This window comes from Viridibacillus soli, from assembly GCF_016612995.1.
GTDB classification, from domain to species: Bacteria; Bacillota; Bacilli; order Bacillales_A; family Planococcaceae; genus Viridibacillus; species Viridibacillus soli.
The window spans coordinates 57053-83429 of record NZ_JAEOAH010000012.1; the positions used below are offsets into that span (position 1 = coordinate 57053).

General features: G+C 35.2%; 24 protein-coding genes and 2 pseudogenes. 16 read left to right on the forward strand and 10 right to left on the reverse strand.

Annotated elements, in window-relative coordinates; translation table 11 throughout:
• Nucleotides 1-59: 59 nt before the first annotated feature.
• Nucleotides 60-1655 carry an ATP-binding protein gene (locus JFL43_RS10455; protein WP_200749013.1) on the forward strand — a complete coding sequence of 532 codons (1596 nt, stop codon included), beginning with the start codon at nt 60-62 and terminating at the stop codon, nt 1653-1655.
• A 14-nt stretch (nt 1656-1669) separates the two neighbouring features.
• Nucleotides 1670-2353 (forward strand): response regulator, encoded by a 684-nt coding sequence (locus JFL43_RS10460; RefSeq protein ID WP_200749014.1) that lies wholly within the window; start codon nt 1670-1672, stop codon nt 2351-2353.
• 162 nt (nt 2354-2515) lie between these two features.
• On the opposite strand, the gene JFL43_RS10465 is transcribed toward JFL43_RS10460, so the two are convergent.
• Nucleotides 2516-3136 (reverse strand): hypothetical protein, encoded by a 621-nt coding sequence (locus JFL43_RS10465; protein ID WP_200749015.1) that lies wholly within the window; start codon nt 3134-3136, stop codon nt 2516-2518.
• Nucleotides 3137-3572: 436 nt separating this feature from the next.
• On the opposite strand from JFL43_RS10465, the gene dhaK reads away from it, so the two are divergent.
• From dhaK to dhaM, 3 genes are read left to right on the forward strand one after another with little or no spacing between them, the layout of a single operon-like run.
• Complete coding sequence (gene dhaK, locus JFL43_RS10470; protein WP_200749038.1) at nt 3573-4559, forward strand: dihydroxyacetone kinase subunit DhaK; 987 nt, start codon at nt 3573-3575, stop codon at nt 4557-4559.
• Between the two features lie 16 nt (nt 4560-4575).
• Nucleotides 4576-5184, forward strand: a complete 609-nt coding sequence (gene dhaL / locus JFL43_RS10475) for a dihydroxyacetone kinase subunit DhaL (protein ID WP_200749016.1) — start codon at nt 4576-4578, stop codon at nt 5182-5184.
• Nucleotides 5174-5548, forward strand: a complete 375-nt coding sequence (dhaM, locus tag JFL43_RS10480; protein WP_325166662.1) for a dihydroxyacetone kinase phosphoryl donor subunit DhaM — start codon at nt 5174-5176, stop codon at nt 5546-5548. The genes dhaL and dhaM overlap by 11 nt, the downstream gene beginning before the upstream one ends.
• 122 nt (nt 5549-5670) lie before the next feature.
• Here the strand turns inward: dhaM and JFL43_RS10485 are convergent, their stop codons facing one another.
• Nucleotides 5671-6861 (reverse strand): oxalate decarboxylase family bicupin, encoded by a 1191-nt coding sequence (locus tag JFL43_RS10485; RefSeq protein ID WP_200749017.1) that lies wholly within the window; start codon nt 6859-6861, stop codon nt 5671-5673.
• Nucleotides 6862-7310: 449 nt separating this feature from the next.
• Between JFL43_RS10485 and JFL43_RS10490 the strand changes: the two genes are divergently transcribed.
• Together JFL43_RS10490 and JFL43_RS10495 are read left to right on the forward strand one after the other, a co-directional pair.
• Nucleotides 7311-7709, forward strand: a complete 399-nt coding sequence (locus JFL43_RS10490) for a RidA family protein (protein WP_200749018.1) — start codon at nt 7311-7313, stop codon at nt 7707-7709.
• Between the two features lie 134 nt (nt 7710-7843).
• Entirely contained in the window at nt 7844-7987 is a 144-nt protein-coding gene (locus JFL43_RS10495) for a hypothetical protein (protein WP_200749019.1), read from the forward strand.
• Between the two features lie 1049 nt (nt 7988-9036).
• Here the strand turns inward: JFL43_RS10495 and JFL43_RS10500 are convergent.
• On the reverse strand, nt 9037-10275 hold the full coding sequence (locus JFL43_RS10500; RefSeq protein WP_200749020.1) for an MDR family MFS transporter: 1239 nt from the start codon (nt 10273-10275) through the stop codon (nt 9037-9039).
• Between the two features lie 100 nt (nt 10276-10375).
• Between JFL43_RS10500 and JFL43_RS10505 the strand changes: the two genes are divergently transcribed.
• From JFL43_RS10505 to JFL43_RS10525, 5 genes are all read left to right on the forward strand, one after another.
• Nucleotides 10376-12028: an ABC transporter substrate-binding protein gene (locus tag JFL43_RS10505; RefSeq protein ID WP_200749021.1), complete on the forward strand. Its 1653-nt coding sequence runs from the start codon at nt 10376-10378 to the stop codon at nt 12026-12028.
• 53 nt (nt 12029-12081) lie between these two features.
• Nucleotides 12082-12603 carry an RNA polymerase sigma factor gene (locus JFL43_RS10510; protein ID WP_200749022.1) on the forward strand — a complete coding sequence of 174 codons (522 nt, stop codon included), beginning with the start codon at nt 12082-12084 and terminating at the stop codon, nt 12601-12603.
• The gene (locus JFL43_RS10515; RefSeq protein WP_200749023.1) at nt 12587-13597 is read left to right on the forward strand and encodes a hypothetical protein; all 1011 of its coding nucleotides are present in this window, start codon (nt 12587-12589) and stop codon (nt 13595-13597) included. Before JFL43_RS10510 ends, JFL43_RS10515 begins: the two co-directional genes overlap by 17 nt.
• Nucleotides 13598-13726: 129 nt before the next feature.
• Nucleotides 13727-14026, forward strand: coding sequence for a hypothetical protein (locus JFL43_RS10520; RefSeq protein WP_200749024.1), 300 nt, complete (start codon nt 13727-13729; stop codon nt 14024-14026).
• A gap of 660 nt (nt 14027-14686) precedes the next feature.
• Nucleotides 14687-16318 carry an SWIM zinc finger family protein gene (locus tag JFL43_RS10525; RefSeq protein ID WP_200749025.1) on the forward strand — a complete coding sequence of 544 codons (1632 nt, stop codon included), beginning with the start codon at nt 14687-14689 and terminating at the stop codon, nt 16316-16318.
• Nucleotides 16319-16590: 272 nt separating this feature from the next.
• Here JFL43_RS10525 and JFL43_RS10530 read toward each other — a convergent pair.
• Nucleotides 16591-16740, reverse strand: a pseudogene (locus JFL43_RS10530) (IS256 family transposase); the annotation flags it as partial.
• A gap of 30 nt (nt 16741-16770) precedes the next feature.
• On the reverse strand, nt 16771-17547 hold the full coding sequence (locus JFL43_RS10535; RefSeq protein WP_200749026.1) for a Cof-type HAD-IIB family hydrolase: 777 nt from the start codon (nt 17545-17547) through the stop codon (nt 16771-16773).
• A 441-nt stretch (nt 17548-17988) separates the two neighbouring features.
• On the opposite strand from JFL43_RS10535, the gene JFL43_RS10540 reads away from it, so the two are divergent.
• The gene (locus JFL43_RS10540; protein WP_200749027.1) at nt 17989-18165 is read left to right on the forward strand and encodes a sigma-70 family RNA polymerase sigma factor; all 177 of its coding nucleotides are present in this window, start codon (nt 17989-17991) and stop codon (nt 18163-18165) included.
• Between the two features lie 310 nt (nt 18166-18475).
• Here JFL43_RS10540 and JFL43_RS10545 read toward each other — a convergent pair whose 3' ends face one another.
• From JFL43_RS10545 to JFL43_RS10560, 4 genes are all read right to left on the reverse strand, one after another.
• A complete protein-coding gene (locus tag JFL43_RS10545) occupies nt 18476-19192 on the reverse strand; it encodes a ZIP family metal transporter (RefSeq protein ID WP_200749028.1) in 717 nt (238 codons plus the stop codon).
• Nucleotides 19193-19378: 186 nt separating this feature from the next.
• A complete protein-coding gene (locus JFL43_RS10550; RefSeq protein WP_325166663.1) occupies nt 19379-19894 on the reverse strand; it encodes a GNAT family N-acetyltransferase in 516 nt (171 codons plus the stop codon).
• A gap of 301 nt (nt 19895-20195) precedes the next feature.
• Entirely contained in the window at nt 20196-20426 is a 231-nt protein-coding gene (locus JFL43_RS10555) for a hypothetical protein (RefSeq protein ID WP_200749030.1), read from the reverse strand.
• Nucleotides 20427-20665: 239 nt separating this feature from the next.
• Nucleotides 20666-21586, reverse strand: a complete 921-nt coding sequence (locus JFL43_RS10560; RefSeq protein ID WP_200749031.1) for a C39 family peptidase — start codon at nt 21584-21586, stop codon at nt 20666-20668.
• A 592-nt stretch (nt 21587-22178) separates the two neighbouring features.
• Between JFL43_RS10560 and lepB the strand changes: the two genes are divergently transcribed.
• The 3 genes and pseudogenes from lepB to JFL43_RS10575 all read left to right on the forward strand — a co-directional run bounded on the left by lepB (nt 22179) and on the right by JFL43_RS10575 (nt 24368).
• The gene (lepB, locus tag JFL43_RS10565) at nt 22179-22739 is read left to right on the forward strand and encodes a signal peptidase I (protein WP_200749032.1); all 561 of its coding nucleotides are present in this window, start codon (nt 22179-22181) and stop codon (nt 22737-22739) included.
• A gap of 128 nt (nt 22740-22867) precedes the next feature.
• Nucleotides 22868-23854 (forward strand): ketoacyl-ACP synthase III, encoded by a 987-nt coding sequence (locus tag JFL43_RS10570; RefSeq protein WP_200749033.1) that lies wholly within the window; start codon nt 22868-22870, stop codon nt 23852-23854.
• A 38-nt stretch (nt 23855-23892) separates the two neighbouring features.
• A pseudogene (locus JFL43_RS10575) lies at nt 23893-24368 on the forward strand (GNAT family N-acetyltransferase).
• A 388-nt stretch (nt 24369-24756) separates the two neighbouring features.
• Here JFL43_RS10575 and JFL43_RS10580 read toward each other — a convergent pair.
• Entirely contained in the window at nt 24757-25668 is a 912-nt protein-coding gene (locus JFL43_RS10580) for a DMT family transporter (RefSeq protein WP_234447728.1), read from the reverse strand.
• Nucleotides 25669-26377: the final 709 nt, after the last annotated feature.

The window sequence follows — 26377 nt, forward strand, 5'->3', positions numbered from 1 at the left end:
CTAACATAGTTTCTAATGTTACAATGTAATCATTCTATAAAAGATCCAGGGGGTGCGCGATGAAAAATAAACAATTATCGATGAACGGCAAAATTATGTCGCTCACCTTTTTCATCATCGTTTTTTCATTTTTAGTTGCAGGAATTTTCGTACTCGGAAATATTATGAACACAAAAGAAAAAGAGCTAGGCGCTCAGGCGATGTTGATAGCGAGAACAGTCGGTAAGTTACCGGAAGTACGAGAGCAGCTCGGTTCAGAAGAGACGATTGCTAAAAGGTCAGCTACAATCAATCAAACAGTTGAAGGCATTCGTGTCATTAACAAAGCAGATTATATTGTTGTGTTAGATATGGATCATAGACGATTGTCCCATCCTGTTAAAAGTATGATAGGACAAACCTCAAGTACAGTCGATGAAAATCCGGCATTCGTTGAACATTACTATAATTCTATTGCAAAAGGTGAACTCGGTAATGTTGTGCGTGCATTTGTCCCCGTAATGAATGAGAAGCACAAACAAATTGGCGTTGTAGTAGTAGGCTATAGTTTACCAACTGTTCTTGAAATCATAAAAAGCATTCGTAATGAGATTATTATCGCCACGATGCTAAGTCTAATTTTTGGTGCATGGGGTGCATGGGTGTTAGGCCGCCATATGAAAAAGCAAATGTTCGGCTTAGAGCCACATGAAATTGCCAAACTTTATGTGGAACGAACGGAGACATTTAATGCCATGCATGAAGGAATTATTGCCATTGATAATGAGTTTACTGTAACGATTTTCAACAATAAAGCACGGCAAATTCTTGGTGTAGACGAGGATGACCTCATTGGAAAAAAAATCCACCATATTTTGCCCGACACACGTTTGCCAGAAATACTTGATTACAACAAACCAATTTACAATAAAGAGCTCTTCATTAATCATCATAGTATTATGAGTAATCGCGTGCCAATAGAAGTCAATAACGAAACGGTTGGGGCGATTGCCATATTCCAGGACCGTACAGAAGTGAAGAAACTTGCTGAGGAATTAACGGGTGTTAAAGAATTCGTACAAGCGCTACGTATTCAAAATCATGAGCATAAAAACAAAATGCATACAATTGCAGGATTATTGCAACTTGGCCACTATGATCAAGCACTCGACTACATTGTCAAAGTGAAAGAACAACAAGAAGGTATTACTAACTTTTTAGATGAACGGATAAAAAATCAAAATATTTCCGGCTTATTATTAAGTAAAATTAATCACGGTAAAGAGCTCGGCATTCACGTTGAAATTGATATGAATAGCCAGTTATCCTACTTACCAGAAAAACTTGGCTTCAATGATTTTGTTATCCTCATTGGTAATCTCATCGAAAATGCCTTTGATGCACTGCAAAATATAGAGCGGGATGAAAAAACGGTCCTAATTAGTATCGATCAAGACGAACATTCCTTATCCATTTTAGTAGAAGATAACGGAACGGGCATCTCGAAAGATAGTCTTGATCATATTTTTCAAAATGGTTATACAACAAAAGCTCAAAAAAATCACGGTATCGGGTTATACTTAATTGAAGATATAGTGAAAAAGGGAGACGGAACAATTGAGGTCTCCAGTACCCCTGGTGAAGGTACGAGCTTTTTCATCACTTTTTATTTATAAAGGAGCTATAGTTAATGCTACCCATTTCAGTGTTATTAGTAGAAGATGATCCAATGGTACGCCAAGTGAATCGTCAATTTATAGAGCGCGTCAAAGGATTTCGCATCGTCGGTACCGCAGGAAACGGTATTGAAGGGATGAAGCAAATCAACCAATTAAAGCCAGATTTGGTCGTCATGGATATTTTCATGCCAAAACAAGACGGTATTAAAACACTGCAAAAGCTTCGTGAAAGCGATACAAAAGTAGATGTCATTACGGTGACAGCTGCCAATGATATGAAAACGATTCAGCATGTGTTACAGCTCGGCGTATTTGACTACATCATGAAGCCATTTACATATGAGCGCATTAAACACACGCTTGAAAACTACATGCATTTTAAAGAAAAAGTAGCAGAGAAAAATGAGCTGACACAACGAGAGCTTGATGAACTATTACATCATCAGCAAAGCACTATAAAAGAGCCGGGTAATTTACCAAAAGGGTTAAACGGCTCAACATTAGAGAAAATCGTCACTTATATTAAAAAGCAAGAAGCAGCCATTTCCGCTGAAGAAGTTGCCAATGGTGTCGGTTTAGCCCGTGTCACAGCACGCCGCTATCTAGATTATTTAGAAAAACAGCAAAAGGTAGTCATCGATATCCAATACGGCGGCGTTGGTCGACCAGTTAACCAATATCGAATCATTCATTAATACAGCTGGTTGTAAGAAGACAGAATCCCAAAACCAATAAATCGTTAGCTAACACTCTATCAACTAATTCTTTGAAAAGTTTTAATATTTTTAGACAACAAAAAAGGACAACATTTATGTTGTCTTTTTTACTTTTTTTGGATTTCGTCAGTCTAAATTTGATTATTGAATAAAACCTTGTTTATTAAATGTATAATCAACACTTAAAACGTCTGGCAAAGTAACTCTATGAATTAATAAATTACCGCTAATATTTAGACGATAGTTTTGGCTATCTACTTTAATAAGATTAGAACCTTTTTGACCCCAATAAGCAAAGCCTGTCATTGTGTAGCTTACAGCTTTACAAATATCATTAATAACTGGCCTTCCTAGTTTAGAATCATAAGCAACCGAAACTGTAGAGTTAATAACTATTGTCGCAAGAACATCTCCATTTTTTGAATGAATTTGTTTATATTTAGTTGGCGCATTAACATCAAAAGAGACAAACGGTAACTCAACTATTCCTTTTTTTTCATTGATAATAGGAATAATTTTTTCTCGATATTGTTCTGGTTTCACCCAATCTTTTTCTTCAATTTCTTCAATTGCAGAGACATTAAAAGTTAAAGCATTTGGATATTCCGCACGTAGTTCTTCTGCTATTTTTATATACTCTTGATAATACTGCTCTTTTTGTTCTTGTGTTAATATTTCAGATGCCTTTGGATTAAAACTGAATGCACCTATTAAACCGAACAGCAAAACTAAACCAACTAACCAACTAAATTTTTGCTTCATTTCCATTTCCCCTCTCTATAATAGTTTACAACCCATAATGTACCATGTTATTCCAAAAAAATGAAAAAATATCAATTTTTTGTACACTTGTTCATTAATTTTAGAAGTTCATCCCTCGACCCTATGTTTTTTTATATGGTAAAATAGTGGACTTTTCAAATTCTATTGAATGTGACGAAATACCATATTACTAATTAACTCAATAGTCTATATAAAAAGACTACAAAATTCGTCTACAAGGATAAGTGATGGTCATATATTAGGAATTTTGACCATCTAAATTTGATAGTATATTATGCGAAGGGCTCAGATTTGAATTAAGTTTATAAATTTATTGTTACGAATTGTATTGTTGTGCGTATTCTCTTACTGGATTGCATAGGTTGTCTTAGCATCTAAATAAAAGAATGAAAGATTTTGTAGGAGGCTTTTAATGATGAAGAAGATTATAAATCAACCGGATCAAGTGCTTGCGGATATGTTAAAGGGGTACAAGCTTGTACACGATGATGTATTTTATTTAGAAGAAACGCATGTAATTACACGTTCGCATTTTACATCTAAGAAAGTCGGCATTATTAGTGGTGGGGGAAGTGGGCATGAGCCTGCGCATGCGGGCTTTGTCGGTGAGGGTATGCTGGATGCGGCTGTATGTGGTCATGTGTTCACCTCTCCTACACCTGATCAAGTATTAAGTGCCATTCAGGTTGCTGATCAAGGCGCGGGCGTGTTTCTTGTCATTAAGAATTATAGCGGGGATTGCATGAATTTTGATATGGCGAAAGAGCTTGCGGAGTTAGAGGGCATTCCAGTTGACTTCGTCATTGTGAATGATGATGTTGCTGTGTTTGATAGTAGTTATACGGAGGGGCGGCGTGGTGTTGCAGGCACAATACTGGTGCATAAAATTGTCGGAGCAGCAGCTGAAAATGGGGCTTCCCTTGAAGAGATTAAGAAGCTAGCCGAAAGTGTCGTAGCACATCTTGCTTCTGTCGGAGTTGCGATTAAACCCTCGATTGTTCCTGAGGTTGGTAAGCCAGGTTTTGAGCTAGAAGAGGATGAAATGGAATTTGGTATCGGGATTCACGGTGAACCTGGGTATAGTCGTGAAAAAATTAAACCTTCTCGTGAAATTGCGGAAGAATTGATTCATAAAATTGAAGTAGAAACCAAGTGGACGACAGATCAAACTCTTGCTGTGTTAATCAATGGTATGGGTGCGACGCCATTAATGGAGCAGTATATTTTTGCGCATGATTGCTTGACTATTTTGCAAGAAAAAGGCTACACAGTGCAATTTAAAAAAGTAGGGAATTATATGACCGCAATTGATATGGCAGGTGTGTCATTAACATTGCTGCAATTAGAAGATGAGAAATGGCTTGATTATTTAACACAAAGTACGCTAGCGCCTGCTTGGTAAGGAAAGGATGTTGCTTATGATAGTGACAAAAGATTTGACGCACAAATGGTTCACACTATTTGCGGAAAAAGTGATACAAGAAAAAGAGCAATTAAGTGAATACGATCGTATTATTGGCGATGGTGACCATGGGATGAATATGGCTAGGGGAGCACAACAATTAATCACTTTATGGCAAGCGGTGCCACCAGTTCATTTATCAGATGTATTTAAGCAAGCGGCGATGAAATGGATTAGCGGGGTAGGTGGAGCTTCTGGACCACTTTACGGTACGGCTTTTCTTGAAATGGCGAAAGCCGTTGGTGCGAAAGAAGAATTATCGAATGACGAACTAGTTACGGCTGTCAAAGCAGGGTTTGAAGGTATAAAAAAACGAGGGAAATCCGATATCGGCCAGAAAACAATGCTAGACCTATGGGCGCCAGCTGTTCAAGATTTAGAAAAAGACGAGCTAACAATGGCCACATTACAAACTGCTCTTACTAAGACAAATGAGTTAAAGGCAACTAAAGGTAGAGCCTCCTTCCTTGGAGACAGATCCATAAACGAAGTAGATCCAGGCGCCGCTTCCTCCAAACTATTTTTTGAAGCACTTATAGAAGCAGGTGAATTCGGTGGTAACTAATATTGGCATTGTAATGGTGTCACATAGTAAGGATATCGTAAAAGGAATAAATGATTTAATTCAGCAAGTCGCACCGAATGTGTCTATCACATATGCCGGTGGAACAGTGAATGGCGACATCGGCACAAGCTTTGAAACAGTTCAACAAGCTATTGAAGAGAATACATGTCACCAACTGTTTGCATTTTATGATCTAGGCAGCGCCAAGATGAATCTTGAAATGGCTGCGGAACTTTCAGAGAAGGAAATTGAAATTTTGGATGTTTCGTTTATCGAGGGAGTCTATTGTACAGCTGCATTATTTGAAATGAATGCAGATTTGACTGTAGTAATAAGTGAGCTAGAGCAATTAATGGTTAAATAATGAAAAGGATGTCTCGCGCTTTCTGGAGACATCCTTTTTTTGAATTACGTCTGACGCTCGCTGGATATAAATTCACATCAAGGGTATTCTTAACTAATTAGGGGAGAAATCATGTTCAATCATTATTTAGGATAGTAGGAAAACGGCGGATATTTGACGACGGGACTTTCTACTTTTCGAAGCGCTTCCAATAATTCTGGCCCAACATGCAAATTGTCTCTAACAAGATCGCGTGGGGTAAGTGCCATCCATTGGTTTAGTGACACATCAACAAATCGATCGCTCTTGAACATTTCCAAAAACCATAAAGTTTGATTTCCTGTATTCTGAATATAGTGCCCATTTGCAAATGGAACGTAACCGACATCACCAGCTCTATAATCAAAAGTACGAGCTGTACCATTTCCAGCAAATACCGTCATACGTCCCTGTCCGGAAAGGTAATACTGCCATTCATCATTATTCTGATGCCAATGTAGTTCTCTCATTGCCCCTGGTTTTATCTCAACAAGAGCAGCTGCGATATTTTTAGATATAGGAAAATTAGAAGAGTCTACGATTCGTACACTTCCACCAGATGTAATAATTGGTTCTTGAGCCAGCAACTTATACGTGAAGCTTTGAGGGGTGGTTCCAAAAGGGGACTGGATTTGTTCACTTTCCAGTGGACCCGGAATCTTGTCTTGATAGATATAGACCTGCCCTGAAGGAATGTGATCAAAGGCACTTACTGGCACTCCGAAATTGGCCGATAGAACATCTTTTGGCGTATGTGCAAACCAATCGGAGATAGATAAGGTATTAAGATCAGAAAAGTGACCGTCATCGAAGACGAGCAGAAATTCGCAGTGCTCTAACCCCTGAATTGAATGTGGTAATCCGGGGGGGAAGTACCAAAGGTCGCCTGGGCCTACGTCGGCAATGAAATTCCGTCCTTCTGAGTCAATTGACGTAACTCGCGCACGGCCTGATATCATATAGGACCATTCTGCTTGTTGATGCCAATGTAATTCTCGAACACCCCCGGCAGTCAAGCTCATATTTACCCCTGCAAGTGTAGTCGCGATTGGTAATTCTCTAACAGTAATTTCCCTTGACCAACCCCCGTGATTTAATGTCATGGATGTGTCTGAGAATGAAAATCGCATGTTAGGGAGTAAACCTGCATCCGTTTTAGGTGGGACTAGCAAGTCAGGGTTCTCAAAATCCCGCATAATATCCCGTGGGCCGGTATCATATCCACCGGCTCCGTCATTTCGGATGGGCTGTGGTATATTTTCGTACATACCTTGATTCTGATCCGAACTTTCCATTTCATAGACTCCTCTCAATATATGGCATTATTTGTATAATCATACTTAATGATATATGATACGAAATCCATATAAATGACTGCCTTCCTCAAACATAAAAGGATGATCAAACACAGATGTTGTTATAGGGGTAGGTTAACTTAATAAGATTGTATATGTAATGTAAGCTATCTTTTTAAAAAGGTATATTTTTGATAAGTGACATTATATCCGGTGTTAGTTTGATAAATTAGTATTTATTGTATATAATCAAATCAAAATTACTATCTTGTCATTTTAGTAGAGAAAGGGGTATTCAAATTATGAAGAAAAAATCACTTATTTTTTTATCTCTTGGATATGGATACTCTACTGCTGTTTTTTTCTGAAAACATTTTCCAAGGGTGAAGTGTGTCTAAAAATGATAGAAGGAAAAACAGTAGGAAATTTAAGATGGCGAGGTAAACAATATGAAAAATGCTGAAATAACAAGAAAGAACCCAGAAGGAATGCCTAATCCAGTTGGAAATTACACACATATTACTAAAATTCCAAGAAATTCAGAGCTATATGTGACATCTGGCCAGATCGGAATAGATCAGAATGGTGAATTTCCAGAAAGTATGAACGAACAAATCAATAATACTTTTAGCAACATTAAAGCAGTATTGGATTCAGAAAAATTAACTGCTAATAATATTATTAAAGTAAATGTATGGGCGATCGAAAAGATTGATTGGGATCACCTGTATTCAAAATGGGAAGAATTATTCGGTAATGAATATCCAGCAATGACGATCGGTTATATTTCTGAGTTAGGGTTACCAGAAATTAAAATAGAAATAGAAATTTGGGCAGCTAAAGCTTAATACAACAACGCACTTCATCCAAATCCATGCAAAAGTCTAAAATCATTATGACTTTTGCATGGATTTTTTATTGAAATAAGGTTCATTGGAAGGATCAAATTTTATTACAACGCTACATTTAGGTAGCCTCCAAGATGAATCTCGAAATAGTAGCAGAACTTTCAGTGAAGGAAAGTGAAATTTTGTATGTTTCGATTAACGAGGGAATCTATTTTACAGCCGCATTATTTGAAATGACTGCAGATTTTACTGCAGTGATAAGTGAGCTAAGGGTTTAAGCGATTGTTGTTAAATCAATAAGAAACCGCAAAAAAGATGTCCCGAGTTTTCATGAGATATCTTTTTTTATTTCATAAATAGCTGAAGATAAATTCAACTGTGTTATAAGTAGAAGTGCTACAAGCTCTTGATCAATCGAATCATCACTATAAAAGTAAACAAATGGTTGTTCGAGATGCATATAACAGTGTTCAAGATCGCTATACAATCCACCATTTTGGCAAATCGTTATACCCTCTGGCTTATATAGAGTTTTTAGTACTGCATAGAAACTTGCATTACTGCATTTGCTGTTTCTGTATCAAGGTCATCAACATCCAAAAAATGCTTTTTAGGAACAATCAATGTGTGGCCCTCATTATAGCGAGTGATCTAGAAAGCCAATCACATAGTCATCTTCATAAACCGTATGTACTGCTTATTCCTTTGTCGCTAACTGGCAACATAAGCAATTTTTCAACTTTTCACCTCCTAAGTTATTTTAGCTATCTTTTTTATATGCCAATGACAATTATAACCTGTTGTTACTAGAGCTTATAATTCCGGAAAAATGTTAATATTTGTAAAGGTGTGGTACCTTAGTCTATTCCAAAAAACTATCGAATTTATAAGAGATGATTTTGTTTCTAGATGATAGAGAAAAAGGTCTAAATGGTCCTAAAGATTGGGTTCCAGATTCTAATTTTTGGTTAATAGACGAAAATAGAAAAATCATCAAAGCAGTTAATATACGCCTTCAAGTAACAGAAGTCTATTCTAATTGTGGTGGACATATTGGCCCCTCGGAAAGACGAAAAGGTGCTCTTATCAGTAACACTCGAAAATACAAGAGAGTTAAATTTAGAGAAAGTTCTCGTTGTTTGTGATAAAAGCAACACATGCTCATTAAAAATGATACTTAATACAGATTCAAATATAGAAGAGGATGGAAATATCGTCAAGTGGTTTTGGAGAGAGCTATAAAAGATGCATACTATAAAAAAACGTGTTTTGATTAAATCTTATCAAAACACGCTTTTTTACGGAAAACTAGGATTATATTCTCTTACTACTTAGCTAAAGACAAGGCAACCGTTTTCGAATGAAACAAAGCACTATAAATCAACCCAATACCTGCTGCAACAACAAGTCCGATAAATAAGGACATCTCCCAAGGTGCTAAAAATGCTCCTAATATTAAAGCGCTGCTACTAATCATACTAGCACCGTTAAAGCCGAGTCCTGAGAAAGCAAGATAAGAGCCTCTTTTATCTGGTGGTATACAATTTGCCTGCTCCGTTTGAAAGACAGGTGAATACATTAACTCTCCTAAAGTCGCAATTGCACCGAGGATTAGTAGAAGATAGAGATGGTTTGAAGACGTTAAGAGAGTATAGCCGATTCCATATATTAATAGGCCGGACAAGATTGCTTTTTTATTTGTCATCGTATTCGTCCACTTTGTGATTAAAAAAGTAAAACAGACGACAAGAAGTGTATTTTCAAAGCTAAGTAAGCTATACATCCGAACACCTTCAATTTCAAAGCCGAAAAACTGCATCGATTGAAACGTTTCAGTAAGTCGCACACTCGTATAACTACTAAGAGAAAATTCCGCAGAAAAAATGAACATCATCCCTAAAGTTAATTTTACAAAGCGTCGATCAAGTAGTGCTGTTTTATAATTACTCATCATATCTAAAAGCACATTTTCATGTTGCTTTACTAATGAAGGAACCGACGCATCCTGCAACCAAATAACATAAGCAATAGCAATGAACAGAGTTGTTATCGTTAAAAAACTAAATAATAAGATTTGATGATTCAAATAAAGAAATCCACCCAAAATGGCCCCAAAGCTAATTGATACATTCAACAGCCAATAATCAATCGCAAAAACGGCCTTTCGATTCTCAGCTGTCGTGGAATCTAAAATAATGGCTTGCATAGCGGGGCGTCCTAAGTTGCTTGATACAACAAAAATAAGGTATAAAGCTGTAAATAACCAAATGAATCGTTCGTTCGGAATTAAGCATAACGTCATTAGTAATAACAATGCGAACGTCGTAAAAGTAGTCAACAGAAGGACCTTTTTACGACGAAAGCGATCGGCAATATATCCACCTACTAAATTTGTTAAAAAGTTAATACCCACTGATAAGAGCAAAAGTGCCCCAGCAAATACTTTATTCACTTCTTGAGCAAAAAACAAAGCCATAAAAGGCAAAATCGCATTAAAAGCAATGCGATTGAAAAAGGATGTGACCAATCTCAGTTTGATATTTTGCGGTAAATTTTTCAATTCCATTTGTTGTATACCTCCTGCATTTCCTTTATATTAAACTGGACTATTAAAATTAAAAACGGACAATTTAAAATTAAATGTCTACTTAATTGAGGTGAAAGATATGGAAGCATCATTACTAAAGCTCTATCAATCATGTCCATCTGGAAAAGTTAAGCAAAAGGATATAGCAGATACCCTTCAACTTAGTGCAAAACAAACGTCTAGATTATTGCACAAATGGAGGAGTGAAGGATGGATTCGCTTTACACCTGGTAAAGGAAGAGGAGTACAGTCCTCATTGGAATGGTTACGAAGTGTTGAAGCCATTTATGAAAAAGAAATGGAACAGGTTTTAAAAAATCAGTCCGTCCAAGATGCAGCAAAATATTTACTTTACGATTGGTCTGCAGGAGCAAAACGAAGATTAACAAAGATATTTCAAACAAAGTTTGGTTATGAACAAGACGGCATCGATAAGTTGATCATTCCAAAAAGGAATCCGTTTCTCACCTTCTATCCAACGGAAGCAGTTGACGCTCAAAGCGCTAACCTTGTATCTAATTTATATAATCGCTTAGTACATGTGGACTTAAATGGTGAGGTAACAGCTGAACTTGCACATAGTTGGGAACAAAATAGCAAGAGATTAAGGGTGTATTTGAAAAAGGATGTATATTTTCATGATGGTTCTATATTAACAGCCGAAGATGTCGTACATTGCTTCAATAAAGTATGTCATCATCCTAGCTATAAAAAAATTTGGTCGCCAATTCATTCAATTGTTTCACCTGCACCACTTGTTGTTGATTTGTATACAACGTGTAGCTATTTTCTGCAACTTTTGGGCTTACTCAGTGCAAGTATTTATAAAGAAACAAATGGATATCTATACGGAACAGGCTCATTTTATTTGGAAGAAGATTCGGCCTCTATCACTGTTTTAAAAGCATTTACAGACTATTTTCAAGAGAGACCCTTGCTAGATACGATTGAGTTTGTTCAAGTACCGAAGGATTTTGATACAATTTACCGCACATCTCAAAATGGAGATACACTCGATACAATTGATGTTCAAAGTGATTCTGGCTTTGGCATTGTCATTTTGAATATTTGTCATGGCTCATCTATACAAAATTTGGAATTGCGTCATTTTATACACGCATTAATAGCTAAACATCGCAATGAAATCGAAGGTTTAAATAAAATGCATCATCATTATTCGGCAAATCATAATGGTTTTCTAATCGGCTATAGTCAGCCATATACAGTTCCTCAAGCAATTTGTCCAAAAGTCACAAAACCTTTAATAATGGAATTTGTCAATTATACAGAGGATATTACGATGTGGTTGAAGGATCTACTTGAACAAGCTGGTATTCCTGTAGAACTGCGCTATTTATCCTTTGAAGAGCATCTAAACAATCGTTGTTTAACAAACGATGCAGATATTATCGTGCATGGCGAAATTTTCGAGATGAATCAGCAACTCTCTTTCTTTCACTTTATGACAAGTGACAATTCTGCAGTTTCTGATGTTGTAAATGCTCATCCATCGGTTGCTAGACTTATTCAACATTATGCTAAAACACCTTTTGAAGAATGGACTAAGCTCAATATACAAATTGAAAGACAATGTATCGATCAGTCCATATTAATCCCGTTATATTATGAAAAACGTATTATCCCTTTCTCTACTGACATTCAAAATGTCACTATTAAGCATTTTGGTTATGTAGATTTCTCGAAGTTATGGATGAAACCAAACATTTTATAAAAAGTGAGACCGATTAAAGAGTGGTTCGTCTAAATAGGGGAAGGAGGGATTGCATGGAGCGTGACGCATTTCAAACATTTTACATGTCGCAAAGTGATGCCATTTTTAAATACATATTTTTCATGGTAAATAACAAAGAGCAAGCAGAAGATTTCACTCAAGAAACCTTTTTCAAAGCCTATAAGCAGTTTGAAACATTTCGCCATGAAGCAGCGGCCCATACTTGGCTAAAGCGTATTGCCAGGAATCTTGTGTATGATCATTATCGTAAAAAGCGGCTGATAAAGTTTCTGCCACTTGGACATAAAAAGGATTATGCAGACGACACACAAACACCAAGTGAAGTACTAGAAACGGGTGAGAATATGGCCATTCTTTATGAAGCATTGAAAAAGTTAAAGTTATCTTATAGAGAAACAGTCATTTTACGAAAAATTGAAGGGCTTACTGTCAAAGAAGCGGCGCAGTTTCTTCAGTGCTCTGAAGCAAAAGTGAAGAATAATACTTTTCGTGCAATGGCTGCACTAAAGAAAATTTTACAAGAAGGGGGTCATAGTGATGAGTCATTTAGATGAGAAATTGCAGCGGTTAAGTACGATGAAACGCTCGCAAAAAGCGAAAATGCAGACATTGGAGAAGCTTACTGAGCAGATTGATAGCAGCCCTAAACAATCAAAAGGCAAAACACATTGGCAATACCCCTTTGTCTTAGCATCAGCCTTTGTAGTTTGCATTATTTTGCTATTAACAATATTCAATGGAACCGACCAAACTGCAGCTCCTAGGGGAACACAACCTTTAGAAGATTTTACGACTGAAATAAAACTTGAGCGCATATATTATTTTGATGGGTTTTTATCTATAGATAAAGAATCCTTTAAAGCAAGATCTTCATCACTTTATTTAGATGTCAGTAAAAACGAAAATCCGCAACAGCTAGAGACATTGAGTCAAAATTTAGGTCAATTAAAAGAGGAACATATAACTCGTTTTGAAAGCCTTTATAATTTTTCAGATATTATTTTACAAGCGGAGGGTCATCGGGAATGGCGTTTAAAAATATATTCAAATGGAAATGATGAATTGATATTCCAGGATATGCTTACAAATCGCTATTTTGTGATGGAAGATGGCACCAATGAGTTCTATGATGAGTTCTATGCAATGATTAGAGATGGCCGCCAAAGTGGTTTGAAATTCTATTTTATTCCTTTTTTATTAGTCCTTAGTTTATTTTCACATTTCCTTAAAAAAATAATGATAAAAAAATGCCAACTACCAGAGATTCCAAAACTTCAAAGGAAAACGGGAGATCGCATTATTAAACTCTTCACAAATATCATTTGTTGCATTACATTCAGTTTTTTCTTTGTTTATTATCACCCTGTAAATCTACTCATATTGCTAAGCATCTTTACGCTTGTTCTGTTTAATGAACTCTTTTTCGATTGGAAATTCAGTAAAGAAAATCATAACATATTGGAACAACGAAAATATAAACTATTTTTAAGTATACAAATCGTTATCTATTTCTTAATGAATATTACACTTATCGTCATCGTCTACTAACCACACTCTAAAATAGCCCTAATAATATAAATTTCAACGAATAAATTATGAAGATCTTCCCAAAGCTGTTTTTAGGAATAAAATATGGGAAATACATTTTATCAAAGAAATTTAAAATGAGGGGAGAATATGGAAGTGGTTATTCTGTTTATTTTTTTAGTCCTGATATTAGGTATGATCCCTTTGCTACTTATAGATTTGAGTATGAAATTGCAAGAAGCAAATTTGGATCGCACGATTGAAATTCTCGAGGAAGAAATGAAAACTGGGGAATTAAAGATTTTCAAGAAGACTGAATTTAAGTTCAACTTTACACAAATGAAACAAAAATCAATTGACAAATGGCAAAGCTTTAAAGTGAAATCTATTCATTATAAGGATAAATATCTAACATGGCAGCAAAATTTAATCGATTCTTATCGTAAATGAATAGTAAGTAAACCAAAAATACCTTAGCGTTTACGGCTGAGGTATTTTTGGTTTTGAAAAACGGATTAAAATTTGGAGGTAGTTAACAAAAGTAATGTAAACCACGTTCGAGAAGTTACAACGGGGTTTTAATATCTTGTTCGTTTTCTTTTATATCCATATAGATGCAAACATCTATATGGTCTTCGCTCGCCACTTTAAAGCTAAACCGTTCATAAAGACTTCTAACAGAGCTGCCTTTTCCCTCTTTTTGTTCAAGCCGATTCCTTTGCCTAGGTAATCGGGATGTATGTAAAATGTACTGAAAACTAATAGTGTGCGTATTTCACTGTTCTGTATGGTTTGTTGGGTTATGTTATCTAAGTTGAGGTATACGTGCTTAAGTGAATTTTTAAACTTTCTCTAATATTATTTCTAATAATGCACAATTCGTCATGCTTACGTATCTTTTTACTATTGTGCCCTTTTTATTTCAAATTAATATGATTTATAATAGCATAGTATAAAGCCTTGAAATAGGTTTGTGCGAAAGCTTAAATAAATGAATTTTTTAGGCTGCCAATAATCTAAGGGCTATGATATTTGTGATTAAATTTCATTCTAAAGATACCGGTGAAATTATCGTATAAAAATAATCTATCTAGAAAAGAGGTTTTATATTTGAATATACATGATTTTGAAAGTTACTTGCCAACGATACTTGTCAATAGAGGTTACAATTACTTTTTGGAAGATCGCGTTACTTTATCACAATTAGATTGCACCCAATGTACGGCTGAGGTTGAAGGAACAGAAACCTATGAGGTCACGATTGATATGGATGAGAAGGGCAATATTCTAAATACAAATTGTGATTGCCCATATGATTATGATAATGAATGCAAGCATATTGCAGCGACTTTGTTTGCGATTGCAAGTGAGGCTCCAACAAACAAGAAATCCGCAGCTTCTTTAGATGAATTGTTGCAGGAAAAGTCGAAAAAACAATTGCAAGAACTTTTGTTTGATGTGGCGGCGCAATATCCAGTAGTGAAAAAATATCTGAAGATGAAGTTAACACCATCAATAGATGCATTGGAGAATGCGAAAGATCTTATTGATTATCATATTGAAGAGGCAACAAAGAAAGGTTTTGTCAAATGGAATCAGGTTGGTAAAGCGCTGTCAGGCGTGTATCAGGTGAGTGATCAGGCGACAGCGGCGTTTGATGATGAAAAATATCAGTTTGCGATTCAATTGAATATCATCTGTATCAAAGCGGTTGTTGATTTAGAAAGCTATTGTGATGATTCTTCTGGGGAAGTAGGGGGTGCTGTGGATGACGCCATTCGCAATATTTACTACGCTATCAAAGACGGAGTAGAAGTTTGGTCTACATCAGAAAAACAACAGGTGTACAAGCAGATTGTCAAGATAGCAATGCATGAAAACTTAGAAGGTTGGTCATCATGGCGAGCGAATTTATTACGTACACTTGTGCCACTTTGCGAAGATATGTCGATTCATCAGCAATTCGACACACTTTTAGCTGAACAATTACAAAGCAATGAAGATTGGAATACACGCTACTACCACCAAGAAATACGTGCGATTCAGCTACAATTACTGGAAGTAAATGATGACCCAAAAATTATCCAACAATTTTTACAACAAAACTTGCATGATAATCAGATACGAGAAAAGGTCGTTAACATGGCACTAGCTGAGTATAATTACCAATATGCATTAGAGTTGTGTGAAGAGGGTATGCGCATCGATCAGGACAAGCGGGGGCTTGTCCATCAATGGAAACGCTACGCATTTATGGCATATGAAGGATTAAATCAGCTTGAAAAGATGCGAGAGATTGCCTATCAACTTGTATTAGCAAGTGATGACGATTTTTATGAAAAACTAAAATCATTATATGCCTCAGATGAGTGGTTAATCTTGCGAGAGCGTCTGCTTGATGAGTTAGAGCATAAATCACCTCGTCTGTATGTCAATAATATTGTTGCAGAAGGTTTGACAGAGCGATTACTCGGCTATTGTCAAGCACACCCAGCATATATTACAACATATTATGCGGAATTGATTCCAACATATCAGACAGAAGTAGAACAAATTTTTTATGCATTTATTGAAGAAAAGGCAGTCCATTCATCAAATCGAAGCCATTACCGCGAATTTTGTCGTGATTTACGGATCATGCAACGAGCAGGTTATCATGAAAGCGTAAATCGATTAATCAAATCATTGCAAGCACGCTATCCAAGACGAACTGCTATGTTAGATGAGTTTAGTAAAATTTGAATAAAGTGAAAGGAAGTAGCGTGTATGCATGAATAGAGCGCTACTTCCTTTTTGTATGGCTATTACTTGTTCATCGGTATAAATTGATTCAAAAGAAAAATTTTAAGAAAAAGATGGAACTTTTCGTATGAACATGCATGATGATATCAATGGACTTACTAAACTTAATAGTCTATCTCCCTTTTTTAATGGCTGATGAACCTGACAATGGGGGACTGTCAATAATTTTGACAAACCAAACTTTTCTCTCTGCGCGTTCCTCTAACTTATTCTTACGATTCAAAAATCGCTTCGAGTTCTGAACGTGCCTGATTGAAGCCGATATGACAATGTGTCGCGAATTTCTGGTTATAATCTTCAAACTGCGACACTAAGAAGCGTTCGAGTGCTTATTCATTTGGAACTTGCTCCTTGTGACAAGTTAAAATAATTTAATTTCATATCTCTTTGTATTAAATAACACCAAAATTTTTTAAAGCGTAGGAAATCCCGTCTTCGCTTGCCTTTTTGGTAACGTAGTCCGCTTTCTGTTTTAGCCTTTCATCACCATTTCCCATGGCAATGCCCAAACCTACATACTCCAACATGTCGATATCGTTTCCACCGTCGCCGAAAGCGATCGCTTCTGACCTGCAAATTTTTAAATGGTCTAACACTTTTTTTATTGCAAATGATTTAGAAACTTCTTTTTCTTCCAGCACATTAGTGACATAACTATGGAATCGGATAAACCTGAGCCTTGGAAAACTGTCTACGAATTTTTGAGCCTCTCTATCATCTGCATACAAACATATGCAATATACCTCTTCTGAAAGAGAACTCATTTTTTCAGGGTATTGCGTCAGACTCAAAGTCTCATTTAATGCTTTCATTATTCGTTCATCATCGGAACCGATACCGTTCATAGCGAATTGCTCGGTGAAATAAGAAATGCCATGACCGTTCAGTTTAGCAAAAGCCGAGATGTCTCGAACGGTTTCTGTCGAAAGCGCTGATTTATATATCACTTCATCATTGCGTTTTATATGTGCACCATTTGCGGAGATAACCGTGTCAATACCCATCACCTTAAACTCTTCACACAAATTGTACGGTCTTCCTGTTGCGACAACGACTTTAATGCCTTTTTCAATCAATTTATCAATTGCTTCCCTTGTGCTTAAAGGAATACTTCTATCAATTTCACTTAATAGGGTGCCATCAACATCAAAAAACACAACCTTGTACATATCTTGGGAACAAACCTCCTTTATTTAAGAACCACTCTTTCATTAAGTCATTTAACTAAAGACGCTGATAGAGGCTTACGCAAAAATTTGTTCATCATTTGTTATTTAACATAGCCTATATAAAGATAGAATGGCTGGAGAATTCTCTTAAACCATCTAAATAAACTAGCATAATCATCCTTTATTATGTCAGATAAATCCAAACATATCAATTTTCGCCTATCACATAAAAGGAATCCGGTGAGATGAAATAGATAGTTAGGGGTATAAAACTGAGTAGAAATCCCCCCTCAATCGTCTATAGTTAAGAAGGAGGGGTTTTATGGACAAAATGTCATTTCAACATTTATATCAAACGCATAATGATGCGATTTATCAATACATATTTTATCTCGTTCAAGAAACATTTTATAAAGCACTTAAGTAGTGTAAGAAGCAGATGTGAAAACATGGCTAAAACGTATTGTGCGAAATCTTGTTTATGATTATTTTCGTCGCAAGCAAATTGTGAAATTTATACCGTTTGTCCATACGGATGATCGCGTTGAAAAGAGGGCACCTAGTGATATTCTGGGGCGGGGAGAAGCGGTTGCTGCTTTATATGATGCACTTATGTAACCTATTCGCAATGCTGTTTCTAGTACTGTTTAGTATTGATATGGCTATGGACTGGAAGAAATTAAAAGAAAATAGCTCAGTGTTAATAGAGATTTCAACAATTATATATTCCCTAATTTTTATGATCATTTTAGTGATTATAAAATAACGTAAGGAATGATAAAAACTACTGATCTCGTACTATTATTTTGACCAAAAGAAAAGGATAGATCAAGCATCGTCTATTTGCTTAATTTATCCTTTGCTAATTGCAAGTATCTTTATGGATGGCATCTTGCAGATATAGGCCCCGCTGGAATAGATTTTAAAGCTAAATTAGAAAAAGAAATCCTCCAATAACTCCAAAGCTTATGATGGCTATTATTAAAACATTGGGAGATTCCTTCATTGACTCTAGCAAAACTTCCTTAACAGTGACCATGTATATTGTGCCTACGGCTAAACTTATGGAAAACGACCAAAACATTGGACTGCCAATTCCTATTGAACTACCTATGTAAGCTCCAATGCCAACAGGGAGTGAAACGATTAAAGATATAAAGAACCAAGACCATAATCCAAGACCGGCTATAAATAAAGGTGTAAATACAATAATTCCTTCTGGTATATTGTGTAGTAGAATGGTTTGTAATAGCGATGTTTTTACAGTTGAATCTTGATTTGCACCTAGAACAATTCCTATAGGTAAATTGTGAATTGCGATGCTAAGCATTAACAATATCCCAGTTTGTAATGAAAAATTCTTTACGTGATTTTTGGTTGCTCCGATAAAAATAGCCAAAGTTTTATGTAAAATTTTAAATAATATAACCCCTACAATAAATCCAAGGATGAATGTAAGCCAATTTCCTAGTACTATCGCCTCGGGGGCAATTTCAAAGCTTATCAAACCAAGAGTTAAACCTGCGCAAATACTGTAAATGATATCAATTTTTTTCTGAAACCCTTTTAATACCCATGCTATTACACCACCTATACTAAAGCCTACTGCAGTGTACAAATAACCAATAACCCAAATTAAAGTCACTAGATCATCCTCACGAAGTCTGTCTCCATGTTTATATGAATTTAGTCATGAATTTATGAAAAAGAGAAATTTAATTTTCAGTGATTAAGGTCTACTCTTCTTAGAAAATGGTTAATAGAGTTGTTTAATTCGTTTAGTAATTTTTAAATATTGCCCCTTTGTTAGTGGATGAAGAACAGTACGAATTTAGGCTTTGCTAATTTTAAATTCCATTAACAAATTACTCTCGTTATTGAATTTTTTAACTCTTAAAAACCCACATTTTTCGTAACATCTAATTGCTCTTACATTAGAAACTTCAGGATCTAATATTATTACATCAGCGTCTGTATTTGAAGAAATAAAGTCAATAAATGTACTAACCATTATTGTTCCATAACCTTTATTAAACAGGTTAGGGACGCCAATAAATTGATCAATTCCATAAACAACTTGATTTGTTGAATAGCCAAAGTCATTTTGTTCTTCTAGCTTATAATATTGCATAAATCCTATTGGGGAACTGCCTAACTCAACAATAAAAGGGGAAACTAAGACATCTCCCCTTATACGTGGTTCGTATTTATTCCTTACTTGATCTATTGTAAATGGGGAATTAACATCGCCATAAAACTCTAAAACTTCTTTTGTACTTAACCATTTAGCCATTACTTCATAATCATTATCTGTCATTTTTCTAATGTTAATATTGGTAATAATCACAATGGATTCTCCTTTCATACACCTTTACATACATTAAAAGTGACTTTACCATAAAAAATTCAAGTAATCTGCATGTTGTTTCAATAATAATCTTTAGATCAGAATATCTTTAAATGGAAAAGGCCGACATCCTCTTATTTTGAGAGTATCGGCTTTCTATTTTAAATCACTTTATTTTTCTTTAACACAAACAATTTAAATTATCCTTTTTATACAATATAAACTTCTACGACCAATCATCTGTTTCAAAACAAAATGATCAAATGTTACCCATTATCGTTCTCATTACTTGAAGAAAGAACTAGATTATTTGTTGTTTTTCTTTAATATCTAGTTCTGACTCCTGTTTGCTTTGATGTTGCATATTCAAAACGATTGTTGCCTGTACTAACATGACAACTAAGAGAAAAAGTAGATGTGTAGTTCCGTATCGCAACAGTGCTAAGACATAGTAAATCGGAACGGAAGATAGTATGGAGACATTTTGGTTTTTAGTTAAAATGAATAGTATTGTTGAAATACATGAAGTCACCAAAATCAGCTCAAAAATTATCCAAATAGAATGTACATCTAATAAATATTTTAGTTCATAGATATAAGATATTGAAAAAACCTCCTTTCTGTACGTACTAATTCAACGCTCTTTTATAATTAACCTGCAAATTAATTGTAAAAAGATTCAATTTAAATATTGTTTTCTAATTCTTACCGCAACAAAACAAAAAAGTACACTACTAAATAGCTTAGAAGTGTACCTGAATGTACTATTTTTTATCTTACAACAACGCCCCATTGAAGTGCATTGTACGCTTTTTCAAATTTCGTTTTACTTACCCAATATTTCTGTTTTTTACTATTTGGATCTGCTATATAGTATGAGCCATTGCTATTGTAGCCGATGACTGTGACGACATGCATATTATCAACGATTTTCTTCGTTCCTGCACTGCCCATTTTCCACTTGCCCCATACAGGCGTTTTAAAGTCTAATGTCACGAATGCAATAACAGGATTACCTTTATCTAACTCTTTTTTTAATTGAGCTGTAGAGTACCCAGAAATATTCGCTACATTGCTATTGTATTCTTTACCGTAACTAGTTAATGGCTTAGGGAAGATGGATTGAAAGACACCGTTCTGGTTAGCGTAAGGATTGCCACCAGCAAAGCCTTTGTATGGATTACCACCTTTATCTTTTGGCATATCATCTAAAAACGAGCGTAATTTTAAATTCGTATAACCTTTGTATTTTAATGCCATCAATAGACTTGCGCCTTCACAACCAAACGGTGCATTTACAGGTGATAATTGGCTTACAAAAGGTACTTTCAACGTTTTGCTCGAATAGCTTTTGACAACCGTACTTGAAATCCAACCTGTTTTATCATTGACTTTCACTTTATGCCAAGTAGTAGAGCCGACTTTTTTTGTATTATAAGACGTAAGGACTTTCCCTTTTTTTGCCGAAGTAACCACTTTATATTTAGTTCCTGCACTGGCACGAACACTTGAGTTATATAAAGTTTGAATCTTCTTAGCCGGTGTACTCACCATCGTAATTTGCTTGTTCAGTTCAGAAACTGTCTTATTTGATGCCACTTCTGATGTAGATAATGTGTTTGTAGCAGATAAACCACTCAGTAATAATGAAAAACACATCGTACTAGCTAATAAAATATTTGTCTTCTTCAATTTTTAACAACCTCTCTAATTTGCATCTGTAGCTTGCTACTTAGGTGTCATCTTTTAAGGTTTTCCCCACTATATGTATGAACCGTAGATTAATCACAGCTAAAATGGTTAAGATACTAATACCATCTTATCATGTAAATTTAGTTTTTTTTAAATGAAATAGCATAGAATCCATTTTTGGATTATCATTGATGAAGGAGGTAATAAGGATGCAACACGTGCTGACTACATATACACAGTAATTTAAGAGAGATTTTTTACTAATCACTGCACTTTTTTCAGTTGCTTGTCTAAGTTCATTGTTTTGGCTTTGGACACCTATATTGTACATAGCTCATATATTCCCAAGTACGTCACCTTACCTATTTCCAATTTGGACACCGCTCATTTTATCATGCATTTTCATCCCTACAAGTATCAAAGTGGCCCAAAAGATCAATAATACTCAAGATGAAAGCGTGTTACCGAAATTAGTCATTTTACAATCGATATTTTAGTGTAGATTTTCGCACTCTCATTCATATATTGAACAAATCGATAAGTTTAAAATAAGTAATACGGTGAAAATGTTAATGGAAAAGGAGCAAAAAAAATGACGAAAATTAAAACAGAGAAAAATGATCTTTGGGAATGGATCAAAGCATTAGTGGTAGCATTTGGACTTGCCTTTATAATCCGCTTCTTTCTATTTACTCCCATTGTTGTGGATGGCGAATCCATGATGCCTACTCTTGAAAATGGTGAACGTATGATTGTCAGTAAAATCGGTGAACCCGACCGCTTTGATATTGTTGTATTTCATGCAACAGAGGACAAAGATTATATAAAACGTGTGATTGGCTTACCTGGAGATCATATCGCTTACAAAGATGACCAATTATTTATAAATGGAAAAGCACATAATGAGCCATATCTAGATAAATTTAAAAGCAGCTTAAAAGACCTAGGAACATTAACAGAGGATTTTACACTGGAAGAACTTACTCAAATGTCAGTAATTCCAGAGGGGTTTGTCTTTGTAATGGGGGACAATCGTAGAAATAGTACTGATAGCCGAATAATTGGTTTAGTTTCAATGGATGAAATTGTAGGAAACACGAAATTAACGATATGGCCAATAGAAGACATGGGATTTAAAGAAAAATACAAGTGAAGTTGCTGTTCAACTAATAGAAATTATTTAGTTGAACAGCAACTTCTTATTTTCAAATAAATTGGTACCAGGTAATAGAGATAAGTGATAAAATGTTTGTGAGGTATTATTTGAGGAGGATTTTTTTTATGTTTACATCAAAAGCAAAAATTACGGCGATAGGTTCGTATGTTCCAGAACGAAAATTAACTAATAATGATTTAGAAGCACTCGTTGAAACAAACGATGAATGGATTGTTCAACGTACTGGTATAAAAGAGCGAAGAATAGCACATGAAGAAGAGTTCACTAGTGATCTAGCATATAAGGCAGTACGAAATTTAATGGAGCGATACGATCAATCTGTGGATGATGTGGATCTGATTATCGTATGTACTATGACTCCGGATTTCAAAACACCTAGCGTTGCATCTGCTCTGCAAGCTAAGTTAGGAATTAAGAACACTGGTGCCTTTGATCTAAACACTGCTTGTTCGGGTTTTACTTACGGATTATATGTAGCAAACGGCATGATTACATCGGGTTTAAATAAGAAAGTTCTAGTGGTAGGGGCAGAGACATTATCTAGAATTACCGATTATACAGATAGAGCAACCTGCATTCTATTTGGTGATGGTGCAGGAGCTGTTCTCCTAGAATATACTGAACAACAACCAAGTTTCATCTCATCCCATATAGGTTCGGTAGGAGAAGGCGGAAATAAGTTATATTGTACAAATCTAGCAAATAAGATGAACGGTGAAGATTTAATTGATAGTAGGAAATTTGTGCAAAACGGTCAAGCTGTTTATAAATGGGCTGTCACTACTGTGCCTAAAGGAATGCAAACTGTTCTGCAAAATGCGTCAACGGATTTAAAAGATGTGGACTGGTTTATCCCTCACAGCGCAAATTTAAGAATGATTGAGTCAATATGTGCCAAAAGCGACTTCCCCATTGAGCGGACATTATATAGCCTAGTGGATAATGGTAATACTTCAGCAGCATCAATTCCACTAGCCTTAGATAAAGGTGTACGCGATGGGAAAGTTAAATTTGGGGATAAGATTTTATTATACGGATTCGGCGGTGGTTTGGCACACGCAGGAGTGTTAATCAACTGGACGGCTGAATGAGATTAATTGAAATACCCATTTAATCGTGAGGCAATGAAATGAAAATTTGTCCGACAAACGAATTAGAAAAAGAGTGTGTGGTTGAATTTTTCAAAATGCATTGGGGTAGTCCTCAAATGGTGCACTCAAGAGGAGTATATGATTGCAGTGAGCTGAATGGTTATGCCATATTAAATGAAAACGCTATTTTGATTGTTTAATTACTTACAATATTTCTAAAGATGAATGTGAAATTATCTCGTTAGATAGTATTGTTGAAAACAAGGGGATTGGTTCGAAATTAGTTAAAGCAGTCGAAGAAATAGTTAAGAAAAGTGAAAGTTCAAGGTTAAAATTAGTGACAACGAATGATAATTTGAATGCTTTAAAGTTTTATCAAAAACGTGGTTATATTTTATCTAGCATTTATAATAATGCTGTTGCAAAAGCACGAAAGATAAAGTCCCAGATCCCTCAAATTGGTGATAATGGGATCCCGATTCGAGATGAAATAGAGTTGCTTAAATTCTTATAAGATTCTTTTTTATGATTGTATTGTCGCAATGCTATTTTATTTTACAGAAAAAGATGAGTCGAACATTCATCAACCCACTTTATTCAAATAGAGTGGGTTTTCTTCATTTGTAGAGCGTACCTATATTGTTATTAGGTGTATTGATTAGAGGGGATTAGGTTGTTATTTACCGTTAAAATGTTTTTTTATGTTCGATATTAATTTATGTTACTACATTTTTTAGTTGATTGTAGCGTAGGAAGCGGCTCGGTGCTTGCCCGCGGAAAGCGATCATCCCGTAGCGGAAATCAACCTACCACTTTAATAGTAATGGATGAAATAGGTTAATAAACACACCTGGCTTATCGTAATAAGCTTACGAACTGTCCGTCATCTAAATTACATTTAGCTACTCTTTCCTCCTTTCAATGAAAATACTTCCAATACCAAAAACTAGTAATAAAAGTACCCCTAAAAAGGTTAACATCGACCATTCTAAACGTGGGTCTAATAACTGAATAAAAAATGTAAAAACAGGAACAAAACAAAGGGACATCATTACTAAAAATGATTCACAATATTGAATTCCTTTTTGAAGTAAATACATTGGTAAAAGTACGCCTGCTATTGTAACAACCAGAATCCAAACAATATTCTCTAAAAGGTAAGGGAAAATAAGGTCGTATGTAAAGATAAATGATAACAATATAATTCCGATAAATCTCTTAGATAAAATCATGGAGCTTGTCCATCCGGTTGTACTTAATTGCTTTGAATATATCGTACAAAGAACAGCGCCTAATCCACAAATAATACTTGCAATGACCCCTATAACTACCTGAATATTGAATTCAATATTTACTGCTGACCGACCTGTGAATACGGCTCCTATAACTAATATACAAGCAAGTAATGTACCTATTGCAATAAACCACCGAGCTTTTCTTGTTTTTTCACGTTGGATTACTGCAATTAAAATGATAAGTAGGGGGCCTAATCCCATTTCTAACGAGCTAACAATGGCCGGTTCAATATATTTCAAAGCATAATAAAAACCCATAAAAGCTAATATAGAGGAAATGTTTAATTTTAGTAAGGGTCTCCATGATATTTCCCAGTGATATTTTCGGTTTTTTCCAATTACAAAAATTTGAAAGTATATTGAGGTTATAAAGAAACTAATTCCAGTAAATAAGAAAGGATTAACTGATTGTACTTTATTTGCATAGAAAACTTGACTAAATGAAGTTAAAATTGCGGATGTTAATAATGCAAAAACCCCTAACATATATGTATTTTTAAAGTTTTTAGATTTAATCATTTCCACTATTTTCTCTCCTTATAAAACATTGAAGTATCAATGTTTTGAACTGTCTTCTATGGCGCTTTATCTTGTTTGTGACTATATGGCTTATGATGATGTATCCTCCATCCTTCTTAGAGTCAGTTGCACTTAAAAAACTTTCATCCATTTATTCAAAAGGCAAGGGCTTGGTAAGTACCATTAGAGAACCATGGCCGAATGGTTAACACTTTGTCAGCCTCTACAGTTTATTCCAATTCATTATATGAAAATATACATGATAAAAACTAATAAGTAAATATATTTAAAAGGGCTTTTTCTATGCACGAAATTAAAGTATTGAATATTATGAATGTATTGAAATAAAAGGTAAAGTTATTGCAACGCTAGTGAGTAAGCGGCTATCTTAATTTTATGTACGCAACGAAAATTGGGTTTAATGGTAATTATATGTAATTAAAGAAGGTGATTAATAAGTATTTGAATATATATTAGAGCTTACATATTGTTATCTTTTACAAAGGCTATTTTCGTATAGATTGTTGCTCTCTTGAAAATACTGACTATGGTTGAATATAATGCATTTTCAGGAGGCGTTCAATAATGTGGAGATATGTGTATGAAGCAGTCGGAGAATTAAAAAAAGCAGATCAACTAGCCTTATTTAAGGCGATGAAACAAGACCTATATCCAAAAGAAGAAAATAAAATGGAAAAATTACTTCCTA

Excerpts from the sequence above, each read along its gene's own strand:
- JFL43_RS10520 (WP_200749024.1), top strand. The coding sequence starts at position 13,727 with ATGGAAGTGGTTATTCTGTTTATTTTTTTAGTCCTGATATTAGGTATG.
- JFL43_RS10580 (WP_234447728.1), bottom strand. The coding sequence starts at position 25,668 with ATGATTAAATCTAAAAACTTTAAAAATACATATATGTTAGGGGTTTTT.
- JFL43_RS10455 (WP_200749013.1), top strand. The coding sequence starts at position 60 with ATGAAAAATAAACAATTATCGATGAACGGCAAAATTATGTCGCTCACC.
- JFL43_RS10515 (WP_200749023.1), top strand. The coding sequence starts at position 12,587 with ATGAGTCATTTAGATGAGAAATTGCAGCGGTTAAGTACGATGAAACGC.
- JFL43_RS10510 (WP_200749022.1), top strand. The coding sequence starts at position 12,082 with ATGGAGCGTGACGCATTTCAAACATTTTACATGTCGCAAAGTGATGCC.
- JFL43_RS10500 (WP_200749020.1), bottom strand. The coding sequence starts at position 10,275 with ATGGAATTGAAAAATTTACCGCAAAATATCAAACTGAGATTGGTCACA.
- JFL43_RS10495 (WP_200749019.1), top strand. The coding sequence starts at position 7,844 with ATGAATCTCGAAATAGTAGCAGAACTTTCAGTGAAGGAAAGTGAAATT.
- JFL43_RS10465 (WP_200749015.1), bottom strand. The coding sequence starts at position 3,136 with ATGAAGCAAAAATTTAGTTGGTTAGTTGGTTTAGTTTTGCTGTTCGGT.
- JFL43_RS10505 (WP_200749021.1), top strand. The coding sequence starts at position 10,376 with ATGGAAGCATCATTACTAAAGCTCTATCAATCATGTCCATCTGGAAAA.
- JFL43_RS10570 (WP_200749033.1), top strand. The coding sequence starts at position 22,868 with ATGTTTACATCAAAAGCAAAAATTACGGCGATAGGTTCGTATGTTCCA.
- dhaL (WP_200749016.1), top strand. The coding sequence starts at position 4,576 with ATGATAGTGACAAAAGATTTGACGCACAAATGGTTCACACTATTTGCG.
- lepB (WP_200749032.1), top strand. The coding sequence starts at position 22,179 with ATGACGAAAATTAAAACAGAGAAAAATGATCTTTGGGAATGGATCAAA.
- JFL43_RS10490 (WP_200749018.1), top strand. The coding sequence starts at position 7,311 with ATGAAAAATGCTGAAATAACAAGAAAGAACCCAGAAGGAATGCCTAAT.
- dhaK (WP_200749038.1), top strand. The coding sequence starts at position 3,573 with ATGAAGAAGATTATAAATCAACCGGATCAAGTGCTTGCGGATATGTTA.
- JFL43_RS10485 (WP_200749017.1), bottom strand. The coding sequence starts at position 6,861 with ATGGAAAGTTCGGATCAGAATCAAGGTATGTACGAAAATATACCACAG.
- JFL43_RS10460 (WP_200749014.1), top strand. The coding sequence starts at position 1,670 with ATGCTACCCATTTCAGTGTTATTAGTAGAAGATGATCCAATGGTACGC.
- JFL43_RS10535 (WP_200749026.1), bottom strand. The coding sequence starts at position 17,547 with ATGTACAAGGTTGTGTTTTTTGATGTTGATGGCACCCTATTAAGTGAA.